The organism is Marinobacter sp. MDS2, from assembly GCF_030718085.1.
GTDB lineage: Bacteria > Pseudomonadota > Gammaproteobacteria > Pseudomonadales > Oleiphilaceae > Marinobacter.
In genome coordinates this window covers 232,864-250,622 of record NZ_JAVAJF010000001.1, presented here as the reverse complement: position 1 = coordinate 250,622, position 17,759 = coordinate 232,864, and the positions used below count along the sequence as shown (strand labels likewise).

Here is a 17,759-nt window from a genome sequence, read left to right as displayed (position 1 = left end):
TCATGCTTGACACCCTCATCCGATTCTTCCAGGACGGCGGTCCTTTCATGTACCCGATTGCGGTCGTATTGGCGATTGGATTGGCGATCACCCTGGAACGATTTGTCTACCTTGGTTCGGTTCGCCGCCGAAACCGCTTGGCCTTTGAACGTGGCATATTGCCGGCGTTGCAAAAACGGGATTATTCCCGGGCGATGAAGGCTGCAAGCAGTTCAGACAGCGCGATTGCGTCTGTTCTGGGTGCGGGCATTGCCCGCCTGCTGAATAACAGCCGTCGTGAAGACATTGAATACGCGATGGAAGAAGGATTGATGGAGGTGCTTCCGAGGCTGGAAAAACGAACCCAGTACCTGGCGACTCTGGCGAACGTGGCCACCTTGCTCGGTCTTCTTGGCACCATCATCGGGCTGATCGCAGCGTTTACCGCGGTCGCCGCAGCCGATCCGGCTCAAAAAGCGAGCCTCCTTTCCGAAAGTATTTCCGTTGCGATGAACACCACCGCGTTTGGCTTGATTTCTGCCATACCGCTGTTGCTGTTCCACGCGTTGCTTCAAACCCGTACCAATGAAATCGTCGATAGTTTCGAAATGGCAGGCGTCAAACTCCTGAACATTGTGTCTGAGCCAGAAGCTCGCAACGCTGCGGCGTGACGCTTCACATTCTCAAACCCGTTTGAACAGGAGTAGGGTGATATGAGACGTCGACACCGCCGGCTAAGTGCCGAAGCGGAGCTGGACATCACGGCCTTTATGAACTTGATGATCGTGCTGGTGCCCGTGTTGCTTTTGGGTATGGTGTTCAGCCAGGTTCGCATGATTGAGCTCAATTTTCCCGGCATGGATGCCGGAGAAGCTCCCGCAGCGGAAGACTTGCGGTTGGTGGTGACAGTCATCCCCAACGGCCTTGAGATCGCCGACAGCGAGCGCGGCCTTATCGCGGTATTGCCCGCCAAGGGAGAGGCGCAGGATTACGAGGGCCTGCGGACAGTTCTGCAGCAAATCAAACGGCACGTTCCAGATAAAACCGATGTGATTCTGGAAGTGGGGCCTAACGTTGATTATCAAACGTTGGTGTCGGTGATGGATACCGTGCGTTCGTACCCCGCAGTTGTGGCAACCAGTGTTGTGGAGGCTGAGTTATTCCCGGATGTTGCATTGATGGATGCCGCTGAAAGTCGCGTGTTGGCGCAAAGCCCTGAAGCCGCAGAGGGAGAGGGCGTATGAAGACTTCACGCAGAGCCCGGATGCGGAAACGGCACTACAGCCGGATGCACAAGGCAGGTGGCCTGAACCTGGTGTCTTTGATGGATATATTTACCATTCTGGTGTTCTTCCTGATGGTGAATTCTTCCGATGTCAAAGTGATGCAGAACAATGCCGATGTTGCTTTGCCTACGTCCACGGCGAAACAGGAAGCGGTCGAAAACCTGACAGTTCAGATCAGCGGCCAATCGATACTCGTGCAGGGCCGCGAGGTGGCGACGCTCGATGGCATTGAATCCACTGATACACGAATAGCCGGTTTGTCCGAAGAGTTGGCTTACCGCCGCAGCCGTTGGGATGACGTGCCTGAACAAGGTCTCGAAATCACCATCATGGCGGCCAAAGATACCGATTACCGATTGTTGCGCCGGATTATGCAAACCTGCGTGGATGAGCAGTTTCGCCAGGTTCGGCTCGCCGCAGAGGCGGAGGTGAGCAATGGCTGATCGTGTCGCAAGAAACGTTGATAGCCGTCTGCCATGGACTCGTGATGGCGCAGAAAGCATTCGCTTCAGGGTTATCTTGGTCATCGTGTTGGGTTTGTTTCTGGTGCCGGCTGCACTGATTCCGCATCTGGATGTTCCGGAAATGAATCGCGCTGAAGCCGAGCGGATACCGCCGCGGCTTGCCAAACTGGTTGCTTCTTCACCGCCGGTACAACCAAAACAGCCTGAGCCGGTAAAAGAACCTGAGCCTACGCCAGAAATAGCGAACGATGTGGTCAAGCCGAAGTCGGTCTCTGAAACTCGGCAACCTAAACTGCCGCCAAAGGTAGCCGGGCAACCTGTTCAAACCAAGGAGCAGGCTCGAGAGACCGCATCAAAATCCGGCCTGTTTGCCATGAAAAACCGGCTGCAGGCTTTGACTAAAACCGAGCCGAAACACAGCCGCAAGCTGACCGCGAATGTGTCGGGCGCCGAAGCTACCGGTTTGTCAGAGGTGCCCTCGAGCGCTGACGTACTGGCCGGTAGCGGCGGAATAGAAACCCGTGAAGGGCCGGCTCGGGAGGTGGCGGTTGCAGGCCACCAGGTCGCCGATATTAAGGCGCCGGAAGAGGTGGTTGCGGCAACCGCGGAAAAACCGGCGCGCAAACAGGCTAAGCAACGGGCCATGAGTAACATTCGTCAGGTATTTGATGCGCAAAAGAGCGTTCTGTATTCGCTTTACAAACGGGAGCTCAGGAAAGATCCGACGCTCGAGGGTAAAGTCACTCTGGAACTGACGATCGAGCCCAATGGCTCCGTATCTGCTTGTCGGGTGGTGGCATCCGATTTAAGTAATCCGTCGCTGGAGCAACGTATTGCGATGAGGGTGCAAATGTTTAATTTCGGAGCGGCCCAGGTGAGCGCCCGGAAGGTTCAATTCCCGATTGATTTCCTTCCGGGCTAAGACATCAGCCTTCGATGGTGATTTTCGGCAAGCGGGGCTTTTGCAGAGAGACTTTTTCAGTAGGCGCTATAACCTTGGCTTCGCCGACAACCACCTGGTCTCCATTCTGGTTGCGAACATCGCAAGCCAGCGTGACGCGATTTTTCGCGCCTTTCTCGGAAACGGTCAGTTTCACAGTGAGGGTATCGTCAAGTTTGACTGGGCGCTTGAAGGACAAACTCTGGTCCAGATAGATCGTACCGGGGCCTGGCATAACCGTAGCGAGCGCCGCAGAAATCAACGAGCCACTCCACATACCATGAGCAATGCGTTCTTTAAACATGGTGTCGGCAGCAAATTCAGAATCCAGATGCACCGGATTAACGTCTCCTGACACCGCCGCGAATAAGACGAGCTCATCTTCAGTGAGGGTGCGGGTGAAGGTTGCGGAATCACCTTCATTCAATTCGTTGTAGGTAATATTTTCAAGAATGTCCAAGGTGTCGCTCATAGTGACCTCTATAGGTTATTGGCTCGTCGGCGGTTGAAGAAGGATAGATTTTTGAAAGCTACCTCATCGATTCCAAAACTGCTATTCTCTGTGCACTTTTAAGGATTGAGACTTTAGTCGGGTTGCACAATTGACCCGATTGACACCAATCAAACAGGAGATGGTGATGGATTTTGAGCAGTTCTATCAAGACAAATACCCTGCGGGCATCCCCCGTGAGGTAGATCTCAGCAAGTACAAAAACATGGTAGATGTTTTTGAGCAGGCCGTTAAGAAATACGCAGATAAGCCTGCGTTTAGTGCGGTCGGCGTCACTCTGACGTACAAAGATCTTGATACTCAGAGTCGCAACTTCGCGGCTTGGCTGCAAAACAAAACCGACCTGAAGCCTGGCGACCGCATTGCGGTTCAGATGCCAAACGTCACCCAGTACCCGGTGGTTGTTTTTGGTGCGATGCGTGCCGGTTTGATCGTGGTGAACACCAACCCGCTATACACCACCCGGGAAATGGAGCATCAGTTTAACGATTCTGGTGCCAAAGCGCTTGTCGTTCTTGCCAACATGGCAGAAAACGCCGAGAAAGTGCTTCCGCACACCGGCATCGAGCACGTTATCGTCACCGAAGTGGCTGACATGCATTCGCCCATCAAGCGAAAGCTGATGAACGCGGTTGTAAAGCACGTCAAGAAGATGGTGCCTCCGTTCAACATTCCGGGTGCTCACAAACTGCCTGCAGTGTTGAGCGCGGGTGCGCGTGAGAAGTTCACTCCGGTTGAAATCAAACTGGACGACTTGGCGGTACTGCAGTACACCGGCGGCACCACCGGTGTTGCGAAAGGTGCCATGCTGACTCATGCCAACCTGGTTGCAAACCTGACTCAGGTTCGCCCCATGCTGGAAGATCAGGTTTCTGAAGGCGAAGAAGTGGTTATTGCGCCGCTGCCGCTGTACCACATTTATTCTTTTACCTTGAACTGCGGCATCATGCTGGAAGCGGGTGCTCATAACATCCTGATCCCGAACCCGCGTGATATCCCAGGTTTTGTGAAAGAGCTCCAGAAGCAGAAGTTCACGGCTTTCATCGGCCTGAATACCTTGTTCGTTGCGCTGTGCAATAACGAAGACTTCCAGAAACTGGACTTCTCGGGTGTGAAGCTGACCGCCTCGGGCGGTATGGCTTTGACCAGCGACGCAGCCAAAATGTGGGAGCGTGTCACGGGTTGTGAAATCAGCGAAGGTTACGGCATGACCGAGACCTCACCGGTGGTTACGTTTAACCCTCGCAGCGCTATCAAGCTGGGCACCATTGGTTTGCCGATCCCGTCTACCATCGTTAAAACCATTGACGATGAAGGCAACGAAACAGCGGTAGGTGAGCCGGGCGAATTGTGTGTAAAAGGCCCGCAGGTTATGCGCGGCTACTGGCAGCGCCCTGAAGATACCCGTCAGTCGTTCACCGAGGACGGCTTCATTCAGACCGGCGATATTGCGCTGATCCAGGAAGACGGCTACATCCGCATTGTGGACCGCAAGAAAGACATGATCATTGTGTCTGGCTTTAACGTGTTCCCGAACGAAATTGAAGATGTGGTAACCAGCCATCCGAAAGTTGTTGAATGCGCAGCCGTCGGCGTGGAAGACGCGAAAAGCGGTGAAGCGGTTAAGGTGTATGTTGTTGCCACCAAAGAAGGCGTGTCTGCAAACGAGCTGAAAGAGTTCTGCCGCGAGCGCCTGACCGCTTATAAAGTGCCTAAGCACTTCGAGTTCCGTGAAGAACTGCCCAAGAGCAACGTGGGCAAGATTCTTCGCCGTGAGCTGCGAGACGAAGAAGCCAACGCCTAAACCGTTTGCTCGTTCCGCACTTAAAGACCCTGCCTCGGCAGGGTCTTTGTGTTTATACGGTGTGGCTTTCCCGCTAGACTGTGGCGCCTGATTCCCCTGATTGAAACTTTGAGAGCTAATGGCAAGTAATGTCTGATTCAACCCCGAACAAAGCTTCTGCATCCAGTGTGGCCGACCCCAAGGCGGAGGTGGCTGCACTCAAGCGCCAGTTGTCTGAGTGCAATCAGCAGGAAGCGGCCCGCATTGTCCGACGTTTGGGGCGGAGCAAAGGCTTGCCCGGGCAAAAAGATCTTGCGGCGATGAATGATTGGTTGGAGCAGGGCAAAGAGAAAGTTCGCAAGCGTCAGGCTCTGCACAAGCCCGCTAAGTTTCCGGAAGGCTTGCCCGTTAGCGAACGGGTTGCTTACATCAGCAAGGCCCTTGAAGAACATCAGGTCGTGATCGTAGCCGGAGAAACCGGGTCGGGTAAAACCACACAGATTCCCAAGATTTGTTTAAATTTGGGTCGGGGTGTTCGAGGGTTGGTGGGGCACACGCAACCCCGGCGCATTGCAGCGCGGAGCGTTTCCAGTCGCATTGCCGAGGAACTCGGTGAGCAGGTAGGCCAGCGTGTCGGGTATCAGGTTCGGTTTACCGACAACACCTCGGAGCATTCGCAAATCAAAGTGATGACCGACGGTATCTTACTGGCGGAAGTTCAGCATGATCGGTTCCTTGATCGCTACGACACGTTGATTATTGATGAGGCCCACGAACGCAGTTTGAATATCGACTTCCTGCTCGGTTATCTCAAACAGCTCCTGCCCAAACGTCCGGACCTGAAAGTCATCATTACCTCGGCCACCATTGAGGTAGAGCGTTTCAGTGAGTTTTTTGACAAAGCACCGGTGATCGAGGTCAGTGGCCGGACTTATCCCGTTGATGTTCGGTACCGGCCATTAGTGGGCGACGAGGACGATAAGGATCAAGGCTGGACCGATGGCATTCTTTCCGCCATCGAGGAAATCGAACAACACGAGCGCACCGAAAAACAGCCACCGGGTGATGTGTTGGTGTTCCTGCCGGGTGAGCGTGAAATACGAGCCGTCAGCAAAGTGTTGCGGCACGCGGAGTTGCGTCATACCGAAGTTTTGCCGCTGTATTCCCGTCTGAGCAATCAAGAGCAGAATCGTGTGTTCCAGTCCCATCGGGGCCGGCGCATCGTGCTGTCCACGAACGTCGCGGAAACCTCGCTCACCGTGCCGGGCATTCGTTATGTCATTGATACCGGTGTGGCTCGAATCAGTCGGTACAGTGTGCGCTCGAAAATCCAGCGTTTGCCGATCGAGCCGGTTTCCCAGGCCAGTGCAAACCAGCGGGCAGGGCGGTGTGGTCGGGTTGCGCCGGGTATCTGTTTCCGGCTGTACGACGAGGCGGATTTCATCAACCGGCCTGAATATACCGATCCGGAAATTCTGCGCACCAATCTTGCTTCCGTCATTCTGCAAATGGCGACATCCGGTTTGGGCGAAATTCGCCAGTTCCCGTTTCTCGAAGCACCGGATCGTCGCCAGGTAAACGATGGCTACAAACTGCTTGAAGAACTCGGGGCGGTTGACGAAAAACGGCGGGTCACCAAGCTTGGGCGAACCATGTCCAGGCTTCCTTTGGATCCTCGCCTGGCGAGGATGTTGGTTACCTCTGCCGACCACGGCAGTCTGGCCGAAGTTCTGATCGTGATTGCCGGGCTGAGTGTGCAGGACCCGCGTGAACGCCCTCAAGATAAACAGCAAGCTGCCGACCAGGCCCATGCGCCGTTTAACGATAAAGAATCGGATTTTGCTACCCTGCTGAATATCTGGAACTGGTTTGAAGAGCAGCGTCAGGAGCTGTCCCAGAATCAGCTCAAAAAACTGTGCCAGAAGAGTTTCCTGAGTTGGATGCGCATGCGGGAGTGGCGGGACATTCATCGGCAGCTCACGCTGATTTGCCGGGATCAAAAGCTGGCGATGAACCGACAGCCGGCAAACTACGATGCCATCCATAAACCCATCCTGGCGGGCCTTTTGGGTCAGATCGCCGTTAAAGTCGAAAAGCGGGAATATCTCGCCACCCGTAATCGCAAAGTCATGATCTTTCCGGGCTCGAAAGTGGCGAAATCCGGCCCCAAATGGATTGTGGCCGCCGAGATTGTTGAAACTAGCAAGGTGTTTGCCCGCATGGTGGCGGGGATTCAGCCTGAATGGGTGGAACCTTTAGCAGGCCACATCGTTAAGCGCCACTATTTTGAACCCCACTGGGAGCAAAAGCGGGCCCAGGTGATGGGTTATGAAAAGGTCACTCTGTACGGGCTGGATGTGGTGCCCAAGCGCCGGATTCCCTACACCAAGGTAGACCCCGCCGAATGCCGGAATCTGTTTATCCGTCGGGCATTGGTAGAAGGGGAGCTTCGGTCGAAGGCCCCGTTTATTGCCCGCAACCGCGAGATGCTGGATACCGTCGAAAATCTGGAGAAGAAAACCCGGCGTCGTGATTTGTTGGTGGATGACGAGGTGTTGGTGGCGTTTTACGACGAACGCCTGCCGGATGACATTGTTAGTGGCCGGCATTTCGAAAGCTGGTGGAAAAACCTGTCCGCTGAAGCGTTGCGAAACATGGAGCTGACCGAAGACGATGTGTTGCAGAGGCCGGTCGATCAGTCCGCAGAAGCGCTCTATCCGGACTATCTGGAATGGGAGGGGGCCAAGTACCCCCTGAGCTACGAATTTGAACCGACCAGTGAACGAGATGGGGTTACCCTCAACGTGCCGTTAATGGCGTTGAAACAAATTCCGGCCCGGCGTCTGGAATGGTTGGTGCCGGGCTTGTTGCGGGAAAAATGCATTGCGCTGGTGAAAGGGTTGCCTAAATCCGTTCGCCGAAACTTCGTGCCGGTTCCGGATTTTGTCGATGCTGCGCTCGAGAACATGCAACCGAGCAACGAGCCTTTAACCATCAAACTAGCCGACGAATTGCGCCGTATGACGGGGGTCCGGATCGACCCGGAGTCCTGGCCAGAAGAAGAGCTGCCCAAGCATTTGCGGATGAACCTGAAGGTCACCGGCAATAAGGGTAAAGTGATGGCCGAAAGCCGCAGCGCGGATGAGCTACAGGCGAAGCTCGGCGATCAGGCAGAACAGGCACTGACCACAGCCGCATCGGACGATTCGGCTGAAGCCAAAGTGATTGAGTACCCGGATTGGCAGTTTGGCAAACTGCCCGAGCGCGTCCAGACTGAAAAAGGCGGTATGCAGGTGACCGTTTACCCGGCGCTGGAAGATCTTGGCAAGCAGGTCAGAGCAATCCGGTGCCTTGATCCACTAACGGCTGAAACCACCATGCGCCGCGGTGTGGCAAGGTTGATCATTAATAGGTTTGGCAGCACCTTAACGGACCTTGAGCGCCGCCTGCCAAAGTTTAAGCAGTCTGCGCTTATGTTCGCTCCAGTGGGGCAGGCTAAAGCGTTGCTGGATGATTTGTTGTTGGCTGCAGTGATGGAACACTTTCTGTCGGATGAAGTTCCGCGAACGCCTGAGAACTTCGATCGGGTGTTTGATCAACATCGGGGTGATTTTATTCCTGCGTTGGAGCTGGCCGACGAGCGTCTTCACGGCGCCATGACCGGCTATCAAAAGGTCGCGAAACAGCTGAAAGGGAAAATTAATCTCGCCTTGGCAAATAGCATGGCTGACATTAAATTTCAGCTTCAACACCTTGTTTATCCCGGTTTTCTTGTTGAGACGCCTTCGGAATGGCTGGCCCGATTTGGCGTCTACTTTGAGGCGGCATTGATCCGGCTGGAAAAAATGCCACGAGAGATGGGGAAAGAGCGAGAGTTTCTGCACAGCATTGATGCGCTGTGGGCTCGCTACGCCAAGAAGCTTGAACAACAGAAACGCCAGAGTGTGCGAGATCCGGAACTGGAGTTATATCGTTGGATGCTGGAAGAATTCAGGGTTTCGTTTTTTGCGCAGCAATTAGGCACAGCGATGACAGTGTCGGTTAAGCGTCTTGATAAGCAGTGGGCGCTAACTCGGGTGTGATGAAGGTCAGCGCTGTGCGTGAGGTGGGCTACTGAACGATAGTCCAACGGGCAAATCTTCAGGACTGTGTTAGTATTTCTGGCAGTGTATTGTCAAAAACTGTTTCTATAACCATGACGTGGGGTTATTGTGATTAAAGCCGTCATCAGCGGAACCGGCCTGTATACGCCGCCCGCCACCATCGAAAACGACGAACTGGTTGAGGCCTTCAATCAGTATGTGGATCTATACAACACCGAGCACGCGGAAGAGATTGCCCGCGGTGAGTTGACGGCGTTGCAACCCTCGTCTTCCGCGTTCATCGAAAAAGCCTCAGGCATCAAGCGCCGGCACGTTATCGATCGCGAAGGTATTCTCGACCCTAAACGCATGACTCCGTATATTCCCGAGCGCAGTAACGACGAGCAGTCTGTGCAGTGCGATATGGCGGTCGATGCCTGTAAAGAGGCGTTGGAGCAGGCGGGTAAAACCGTCGATGATGTTGATGCTGTTATCGTGGCGTGCTCGAATCTGCAGCGTGCATACCCTGCGGTTGCCATCGAAGTACAGCAAGCCCTTGGCATTCAGGGTTTTGCTTACGATATGAACGTAGCGTGCAGTTCGGCCACCTTCGGATTGCAGGCGGCTGCCAACGCGGTTGAAATTGGCACCGCCCGTGCGGTTCTGGTGGTCAGCCCCGAGATTTGCTCCGGCCATTTGAATTTCCGAGATCGGGACAGCCATTTTATTTTCGGCGATGCGTGCACAGCGATGCTGGTAGAGCGTGAGGAAGATGTGAAGCCGGGGCAGGGTTTCGCGATCGTTGGCACCCGATTGGTGACCAAGTTCTCCAATAATATCCGGAATAACTTTGGTTTTCTGAATCGTGCGGATGAGTCTGGCGTGGGCAAGCCAGACAAGTTGTTTATTCAGCAGGGTCGGAAGGTGTTCAAAGAAGTGTCGCCGTTGGTCGCATCAACGATCCAGGGCCATTTGGAGTCTCTGGAGCTGGGGCCTGACAATCTGGCTCGCATGTGGCTGCATCAGGCCAACCTGAATATGAATCAGTTGATTGCCCGCCGCGTGCTGGGACGGGATGCCACTGTTGAAGAGGCTCCAGTAATTTTGGATGAATACGCCAACACCAGCTCGGCCGGTTCAATCATCGCGTTTCATAAATTTAAAAACGACCTGAAGGCCGGCGACCTGGGCGTTATCTGCTCCTTCGGTGCCGGCTACTCCATCGGCAGCGTGATTGTACGCCACCGCTGATGCGCATTACTCCGCTGCCAGAGCTCTCAGGGTATCTGGCAGTGGAGTAGACTTCCGGGTGGTTTTGTCCATCCAGACAATCTTCGCATACCCCTCTGCATACACGTCTCCGGTGTCAGCATCTTTCAGTAAGTGGTAGGTATCGAGGCTGGTATTTCCGGCTTTGCCCGCGTATGTTTCCACCAAAACGGTGGCAGGGTGCGTTAATTCCTTCAGAAACGTAGCGCTGGTCTTTATAATGACTGGACCGGTCGGCTCTTCAATGCCGCCGAGTTCTAATTTTGCCAGCCAGACGATGCGAGCTTCCTCAAAGAAGCGAAAGTAAACTGTGTTGTTCGCGTGGCCGTATGCATCCATGTCGCCCCATCGCAGGGTCATGGCGAGGGAGCTGACGAGGTTTCCCTGAACTGACATTTAATTTCCTCCGGATGACTTAGATAAAAAGAACACAACGCCGGTATTGTCGACTAATGGAATCAGATTAAACAACCCAAGAGATTGAAATGACTCAAACGACTACTCGGTATTGGATATCCGCAGCGATGATGCTGGGATTCTTCGTCATCATGGCCACTTCGCCGGTCGTGGCCCAGACCGTGCAAGAACCAGCAGGTCAGCGCGCCGCGACCGTGAACCCGGCAGACCCCTACGAGAATTGGAACCGCAGCGTGTTTTCGTTCAACGAAACCGTAGACGATTGGGTATTGCGCCCTGTGGCCAAGACGTATCGCACGGTTACTCCAGACATTGTAGACCGGGGCGTCACTAACTTTTTCAATAATCTGACTGAAATTCGCAACTTCAGTAATAGTTTGTTTCAGCTCAAGGGTGAGTCAGCCGTCGTGGCATTCGGGCGGTTTACCTTCAATACAGTGTTCGGCCTGGGTGGCATTTTTGACGTGGCCACGGCCTTTGACCTGCCGGAGCGGCCGGAAGATTTCGGTCAAACCCTGGGGTATTGGGGCGTGGGCTCTGGACCATACCTGATGTTGCCGTTTCTCGGGCCATCGACCCCACGGCATTTCTCCGGATTGGCGTCCGACAGTTTTATTCTGCCCTCGGCATGGGACACAGTTGAAGAGCCGGAGGTGTACTTCCTTCGAGCATTGCAGATTGTCGATAAACGCGCGGACTTGATACCCGCCGAAGGCATTATTTCTGGCGATCGGTACACGTTCGTGAGAAATGCCTTTCTGCAGCGTCGTGAATTCCTGATTAACGATGGTAAGATCACAGCTGACCCCTTCGCCAATGATGACGAAGACGACCTGATGCTCGAAGATTTCTGAGCACTGCCGGGAGATCGATGTTGATTAAAGATCCGAGAATTAACCGATTCCGAAAACAATTGGCGGACGCTCAGAATTATGAGCAATGGAAAGCGGCTGCGTTGGAGTTGGATTATCTCGAAGGCAACGTTGAGTGGAAGGAAGATTTTGCCTCGGATCTGTATCACTACGAGCTGATTTACGACAGGCTTTGCAATCTTAAACAATATCGCCAGCAGAACGATTTCGAACGTTTGAAACGAGCCCTACGCGAAGGCCTTCATCACGATTTGGGCAATATGGGTAATCCAGCGCTCTATACCTGTTCTCGGGTAGGCACGAAGCATCTGGTAGAAGAGTACATCACCCAGGTGTGTGAGTCGCTGGACTACCTGTGCGATCATCCTGTGCCCAACTTTTCGGTGCACGATAAACTGCAGTTTTTCCGAGATACCCTGACCAGCTTTGGCCGGCCGGCATTGTTGCTTAGTGGCGGTGCCGGGTTGGGCATGTTCCATTTTGGCGTGATCAAGGCTTTGTGGGAGAAAGGCCTTCTGCCACAGGTAATTGCTGGATCCAGTGTGGGCGCTATCATTGCAGGCATTCTGGGCGTGCATACAGACGCGGAAATTCCGGAAATGCTTGTGCCCGAAAACCACAACCTCAAAGCCTGGAAGTGGCGAGGCCTGTTCAGCGCGCTTCGGGGCGACGGATTGATGGATCAGGAAACCCTGAAACAGTGCCTTCGCGACAACATTGGCGAGTACACCTTTGAAGAGGCTTATCTGCGCACCGGGCGAAGCGTGAATATCAGTGTCTCGCCGGTGCAAGCTCACCAGAAGGCACGATTGTTGAGCGGCTACACATCTCCATACCTCATGATGTGGAGTGCTGCGCTGGCAAGTGCAGCCGTGCCGGGAATTTTCCCGCCGGTGACGCTGATGAAGAAAGATCTGAACGGAAACACTTTGCCGTACATGCCGCGCTTGAAGTTTGTAGATGGCTCCGTGGTCAGTGATCTTCCCGTGGACCGGTTGATGCACCTGTACGATGTGAATTTCACTATTGTCAGCCAGACCAACCCTCACGTTATTCCGTTCCTGAACGCCAAGGGGCAGGATGAGAAGCTGTCTTTGCTGAATTTGCCCTCGCACCTGTTGAAGGCCGAAGTAGCGTTTCACGGGCAGGGCTTGTTTGATTTCTTGCGCAAACGCGTTAAGCCCGAGCTTTTGCGGCAGGCGTCCGGCCAAATGTATACGATTATGGCTCAGCGCTATTCCGGTGATGTGACGATAGCGCCGGATTATTCGCTTCGCCATTACCGCCATATCTTGTCTAGCCCGACACCGGAATACGTTCGGGAAATGATTCTTCAGGGTGAACGCTCTACCTGGCCGAAAATCTCCATGATTCGCTCCCATGCGCGCATATCAAAAACACTCGAGCGCTGTGTGCGCCGATTGAAACACCAAAGTCGCCGTGCTGCCGAGCTGAAATTGGTCAGTAGCGGCGATTCGGCCAGGCCCTAGGACCCATGTACTACGATTTTTTTGGTTTTCGAGAGCCGCCTTTTTCTATAGCCCCGGATCCGCGATACCTGTATCTGAGTGATCGTCACAAAGAAGCCCTCGCGCACCTCATGTATGGCGTGCAGGGGCAGGGTGGATTTATTGTAATCACGGGCGAAGTGGGCACAGGCAAAACCACCGTATGCCGCTGCTTTTTGGATAATGCCCCTGACCACGTTGATATTGCGCTGATACTCAATCCTCGCCTTTCAGCGCGAGAGTTACTGTCGGCGGTCTGCGATGAGCTGGAAATTACCCACGCTCCGGATGCAAGCATCAAGGTGCTGGTCGATGCCATCAATGCCGACTTGTTAAAAGCTCACGCTGCGGGCCGCCACAAAGTTCTCATTATTGATGAAGCGCAGAATCTGTCTGCCGATGTTCTGGAACAGCTGCGCCTGCTAACGAATCTTGAGACTGCCGAAAAAAAACTGCTGCAGATTGTTCTGCTGGGGCAGCCCGAGTTGCAGGATATTCTGGCGTTGCCCGAGCTGCGACAACTCAACCAACGGGTTACAGCGCGTTACCATCTGGATGCAATCGATAAGGCGGAACTCCCCGCCTATTTGCAATACCGGGTCAGCGTTGCCGGGCTCAGAGGGGATTTGTTCACGCCCGGGGCCATTCGTAAGCTCTACAGTGCCAGCCAAGGCGTGCCGCGACTGATCAACCTGATCAGTGATCGTGCGCTGCTGGGGGCCTACGCGGAGGGCGAACACCAAATTACCACGCTGCACATCAAGCGGGCGGCCAAGGAAGTCAGTGGGGGCATGAAGCCTCGTACCCGGAAACGTGCCGGTTTCGGAGACAGCGTCAGTCATTTGTGGCTGGTGGTTGCCTCGGTATTGATCGCGATTATCAGCACGCTATGGGTGTTAGATATTCCGCAGCATGGATACTTTGCAGAGGGCGATGACGAACAATCGGTTTCCGGTGTTATTGAGCGGGTTGTGGCCGCGACCACGCCTGAGGAGGTGGCGGCTCCGGTGGCGCAGAATCCGGTTGAGCCTCCCGGATTCAACAAGACAGAGTTTATCCCGGAACAACACGGGCTTTCGCTACAGGATTCGTACATTAAGTTATTTGATTTATGGGGAAAGGTTTACCATCCCGAAGTCGCACCTTATCCCTGCCAGCATGCTCAGAACGTTGGCTTGGAATGTTTGCAGCGTGAGGGAGCGCGCCGAACTTTAGAATTTCTTAACCGTCCCGCGATCCTGAACCTGCGTATAGCGCCCGGGCAGGATGTCCAGGTTGTTTTGCAGGCGCTGGAAGGTGATCAAGCCACCCTCAAGACAGCGGACGGGCCGGTTACCGTTGAATTCCGCCAAGTTGAACAGTATTGGTTCGGAGAGTTCCGGATTCTATGGCGTGCGCCTGAATACAAGAGCGGTGACGGCGTTTACGCTGATAAAAAAGGCCAAACGCTGTGGATCAGCTCCAAAATGATGGAGCTGGCTGATCGTTTTGCCAGCACTGCGCAGGAATCTGACCGAATCAAACGCTTAGGCATGACCGACCAGGTACGCTGGTATCAAAAGCAGCGCGGGTTAACGGTGGATGGCATTCCCGGTGCGATGACCATTATTCAGATTCATAACGACCTGGGCGTCGATGGACCGCGGTTAGTGGCTGAATCGGCGGCGGGAAGCAGCTAAGTTATGTCATACATACTCGACGCTTTAAGAAAATCCGAAGCAGAACGCCGTCAGGGTAAAGCGCCAGATCTTGGCCAACAGGTACAGATGATCTATCGCCCCAAGAAGAAGCCGGTATCGGCGGTGGTCTGGGTGGTGTTGGCGTTAATCATCAACGCCGCAGTGTTAGCGTATGTGTTTTGGCCCTCAAGGCCAGTTCCGGAGACAACTGCGATATCAGCAGGCACTGTTGAGTCTGATGCGGTAGCCTCCCCGGGAGCGCCTGTGCGCGCTTCACAGGCCGAGGCAAAGCCTGAGCCAGAATTTCAGCCAGAGCCGGTCAATCAAGTTCCGGTTGTGCCTGTTGAATCGCCGCAAGCGGTTGCAGAATCCGGGTTGAATGAACCTCGATTCGAACAGCCAACCATTATTGTGCCCAGCCAGTCTGAGCAACAAAGGCCACCCGCACCCGTACAAACACGGCCCCAAGAACGGGTGCCGCATCTGGTAGAATTGCCGCTTTCGTTCCAAAAGAGTGTTCCTGATTTGACCTTCAACAGCCATATCTATTCCTCAGACCCTACTGCCAGCCGGGTGATGATCAACAACCGATATTTGCGAACCGGCCAAAGCCTGGGCTCGTTGTTGGTTGAAAACATCACTGAAGACGGTGTGGTGCTGAGCAAAAATGGCCAGCGGTTTCGGGTTGGAATCGTTCGTGACTGGGTGAGCCCCCGATAATGGCGCTAACCGACGACGTTAAACAGGATATTCAGCAAGCGTATCGAGACGTTTTAGCCGGCAAGGGCGTGCGTGCCCGCTATGGCCAGCGCTTGATGATCGCCGAAATTGCCCGTTACATGGGAGAGATTACCGATAACGATGGTCTGCGCACGTCGCCCGCGTCTGCGTGTGTGGTGGAAGCTGGTACCGGTACAGGTAAAACACTGGCGTATCTGATTTCGGCAATTCCAGTGGCCAAGGCATTGGGTAAGACGCTGGTGATTTCCACAGCCACCGTGGCCCTGCAAGACCAGATTGTTCTCAAAGATCTGCCCGACCTGCGTAAACACAGCAAATTAAAGTTCAACTGGACCCTCGCCAAAGGCCGCGGCCGGTATTTATGCATGTCTCGGCTGGAGGCGCGCCTACACGATGAAGGGCACGGCGATAGCGACACCATGCCTCTGTTCCTGCTGGATAGCCCGGTCGATGATGAAGCCAGTAGTCGGGCTACATTTGAAAAAATGCTCGGCAGCTACGGTTCTCGGGAATGGGACGGAGATCGTGACCATTGGCCGGAGCAGATCCCCGACGAAATTTGGCGTCAGGTCACCACCGACCACCGCCAGTGCACCAATAGACATTGCGCTTACTTCGATAGCTGCGCTTTTTTCGAGGCCCGAAAAGATCTCGACGATGCCGATATTGTGGTGGCTAACCACGATCTGGTGTTGGCAGACCTCGCATTGGGCGGCGGTGCGATTCTTCCAGAACCGGAAAATGCCTTGTTTATTTTTGATGAGGCGCACCATCTTCCGGATAAAGCGCTGAACCATTTCGCGGCTTCGGTCCCGTTGAGCGCGACGCGCCAGTGGCTGAAACAGCTGTCGCAGGCGTTGGTTAAAATGCAGCCGTGGCTGCCGGGAGGTTCTCAGGCAGCTAAAGCCGTCGAGAAAATCAGTTTGGCGGGTCGGGATCTCGATATTGCGTTGGCCAAAGTATACGAAGAGGTGGAAGACAATACCGGCTGGGATTTCAATGAGGAACGCCGGAGTGCTCAGTGGCGGTACCCGGAAGGCGAGTTGCCGGATAGCCTTGCCGAATTGGCTGGCGAAACCCGAATTGTCACAGCCGGTTTGTGTCGCAATCTCGGAACCTTGGTTGAGGAGCTGCAAAGTGCGTTCGATGAGCGCAAAGACCCGGAACTGGACCGTGATACGGCCGAATCTTGGTACCCGGTGATCGGAGCATTTCATAGCCGGGCAGAAGAACAGCTCCGATTATGGGAAGCCTGGTCCGAGGGGAACGTTGCGGCGAAACCAGATCAGGACGAAAGCGCCCAACCGGTTCCGCGAAAAGGCCCTCCGGCGGCACGCTGGTCGGTTCGTCAGCGATGGGAGCACGCCGAAGATATCACGTTGTTCAGTTCACCTGTGCTGGCCGACAACCTGTTGTATTCGCGCTTATGGTCGCGCGTTTATGGCGCGGTATTGACCAGCGCAACCTTGACCGCGTTGGGCCGGTTTGACCGTCTGCGCTCACGGGCAGGGCTTCCGGAAGCAAGCCGGTACATGGTAGTGCCCAGTTCGTTCAGATATAACGAAATGGCTACGGTGGAAGTGCCAGCCATTGAAGCCATGCCAACGGACGACGGGTTTGGCGATGCGTTGGTTAAACGCCTGCCGGATTTATGGGCGGGCGAAAAGGCCACTTTGGTGCTGTTCACCTCTCGCCGGCAAATGCAGCAGGTGAGGGATGCGCTGGCACCGGAATATCCGGAGTTGATTCTGACTCAGGACGATATGGCCAAGAACGAAGTGCTTCGAACCCATTGCAGTCGGATCGATGAAGGTAAGGCCAGCGTACTCTTTGGCGTGGCCAGTTTTGCTGAAGGTATCGATCTGCCCGGTAAATATCTGCATCACGTGGTGATTACCCGTTTGCCGTTTTCGGTGCCGGACGATCCCATCGAAGCCAGTTTAGCGGAATGGGTGACTCAACGAGGTGGCAATCCCTTTATGGAGATCACCGTACCGGATGCGTCGGTCAAGTTGGTGCAGGCCGTAGGGCGTCTGCTGCGAACCGAGCAAGATACTGGCCGTGTGACCATTCTTGATCGCCGCATTGTCGCCAGACGTTACGGCCAGCTGCTTCTGGATGCGTTGCCTCCGTTCCGCCGGTTAATCGAGCATTAGTCCCGTCTAAAACTGTAAAAAAAAGAGCCAGCCCGTGAGGGCGGCTCTTGTAGAAAGGGTTCTAAACGAACC

General features: G+C 54.4%; 14 protein-coding genes. 12 read left to right on the top strand and 2 right to left on the bottom strand.

Going from position 1 to position 17,759, the window contains the following annotated elements; genetic code table 11:
• Window positions 1–2: 2 nt before the first annotated feature.
• The 4 genes from Q9245_RS01160 to Q9245_RS01145 are packed head-to-tail and all read left to right on the top strand — an operon-like array spanning window position 3 to window position 2,651.
• A complete protein-coding gene (locus tag Q9245_RS01160; RefSeq protein ID WP_305895443.1) occupies window positions 3–650 on the top strand; it encodes a MotA/TolQ/ExbB proton channel family protein in 648 nt (215 codons plus the stop codon).
• 42 nt (window positions 651–692) lie between these two features.
• A complete protein-coding gene (locus Q9245_RS01155) occupies window positions 693–1,223 on the top strand; it encodes a biopolymer transporter ExbD (RefSeq protein WP_305895442.1) in 531 nt (176 codons plus the stop codon).
• Complete coding sequence (locus Q9245_RS01150) at window positions 1,220–1,708, top strand: biopolymer transporter ExbD (RefSeq protein ID WP_305895441.1); 489 nt, start codon at window positions 1,220–1,222, stop codon at window positions 1,706–1,708. Before Q9245_RS01155 ends, Q9245_RS01150 begins: the two co-directional genes overlap by 4 nt.
• Window positions 1,701–2,651 carry an AgmX/PglI C-terminal domain-containing protein gene (locus Q9245_RS01145; protein WP_305895440.1) on the top strand — a complete coding sequence of 317 codons (951 nt, stop codon included), beginning with the start codon at window positions 1,701–1,703 and terminating at the stop codon, window positions 2,649–2,651. The genes Q9245_RS01150 and Q9245_RS01145 overlap by 8 nt, the downstream gene beginning before the upstream one ends.
• 4 nt (window positions 2,652–2,655) lie before the next feature.
• On the opposite strand, the gene Q9245_RS01140 is transcribed toward Q9245_RS01145, so the two are convergent.
• Window positions 2,656–3,141, bottom strand: coding sequence for a MaoC/PaaZ C-terminal domain-containing protein (locus Q9245_RS01140; protein ID WP_305895439.1), 486 nt, complete (start codon window positions 3,139–3,141; stop codon window positions 2,656–2,658).
• Between the two features lie 166 nt (window positions 3,142–3,307).
• Between Q9245_RS01140 and Q9245_RS01135 the strand changes: the two genes are divergently transcribed.
• From Q9245_RS01135 to Q9245_RS01125, 3 genes are all read left to right on the top strand, one after another.
• Window positions 3,308–4,984 (top strand): long-chain fatty acid--CoA ligase, encoded by a 1,677-nt coding sequence (locus Q9245_RS01135; RefSeq protein WP_305895438.1) that lies wholly within the window; start codon window positions 3,308–3,310, stop codon window positions 4,982–4,984.
• Window positions 4,985–5,112: 128 nt separating this feature from the next.
• Window positions 5,113–9,045, top strand: coding sequence for an ATP-dependent RNA helicase HrpA (gene hrpA / locus Q9245_RS01130; protein ID WP_305895437.1), 3,933 nt, complete (start codon window positions 5,113–5,115; stop codon window positions 9,043–9,045).
• A 129-nt stretch (window positions 9,046–9,174) separates the two neighbouring features.
• A complete protein-coding gene (locus Q9245_RS01125; protein ID WP_305895436.1) occupies window positions 9,175–10,296 on the top strand; it encodes a beta-ketoacyl-ACP synthase III in 1,122 nt (373 codons plus the stop codon).
• 6 nt (window positions 10,297–10,302) lie between these two features.
• Here Q9245_RS01125 and Q9245_RS01120 read toward each other — a convergent pair whose 3' ends face one another.
• A complete protein-coding gene (locus Q9245_RS01120; protein WP_305895435.1) occupies window positions 10,303–10,710 on the bottom strand; it encodes a thioesterase family protein in 408 nt (135 codons plus the stop codon).
• Between the two features lie 128 nt (window positions 10,711–10,838).
• On the opposite strand from Q9245_RS01120, the gene Q9245_RS01115 reads away from it, so the two are divergent.
• Genes Q9245_RS01115 through dinG form a run of 5 tightly spaced genes read left to right on the top strand, consistent with a single transcriptional unit; the run spans window position 10,839 to window position 17,687 of the window.
• Window positions 10,839–11,585, top strand: a complete 747-nt coding sequence (locus Q9245_RS01115) for a VacJ family lipoprotein (RefSeq protein ID WP_305897146.1) — start codon at window positions 10,839–10,841, stop codon at window positions 11,583–11,585.
• 17 nt (window positions 11,586–11,602) lie between these two features.
• Window positions 11,603–13,093, top strand: coding sequence for a DUF3336 domain-containing protein (locus tag Q9245_RS01110; protein WP_305895434.1), 1,491 nt, complete (start codon window positions 11,603–11,605; stop codon window positions 13,091–13,093).
• Between the two features lie 5 nt (window positions 13,094–13,098).
• Entirely contained in the window at window positions 13,099–14,790 is a 1,692-nt protein-coding gene (locus Q9245_RS01105; RefSeq protein WP_305895433.1) for an ExeA family protein, read from the top strand.
• Between the two features lie 3 nt (window positions 14,791–14,793).
• A complete protein-coding gene (locus tag Q9245_RS01100; protein ID WP_305895432.1) occupies window positions 14,794–15,510 on the top strand; it encodes a general secretion pathway protein GspB in 717 nt (238 codons plus the stop codon).
• The gene (gene dinG / locus Q9245_RS01095) at window positions 15,510–17,687 is read left to right on the top strand and encodes an ATP-dependent DNA helicase DinG (protein ID WP_305895431.1); all 2,178 of its coding nucleotides are present in this window, start codon (window positions 15,510–15,512) and stop codon (window positions 17,685–17,687) included. Before Q9245_RS01100 ends, dinG begins: the two co-directional genes overlap by 1 nt.
• Window positions 17,688–17,759 lie beyond the last annotated feature (72 nt).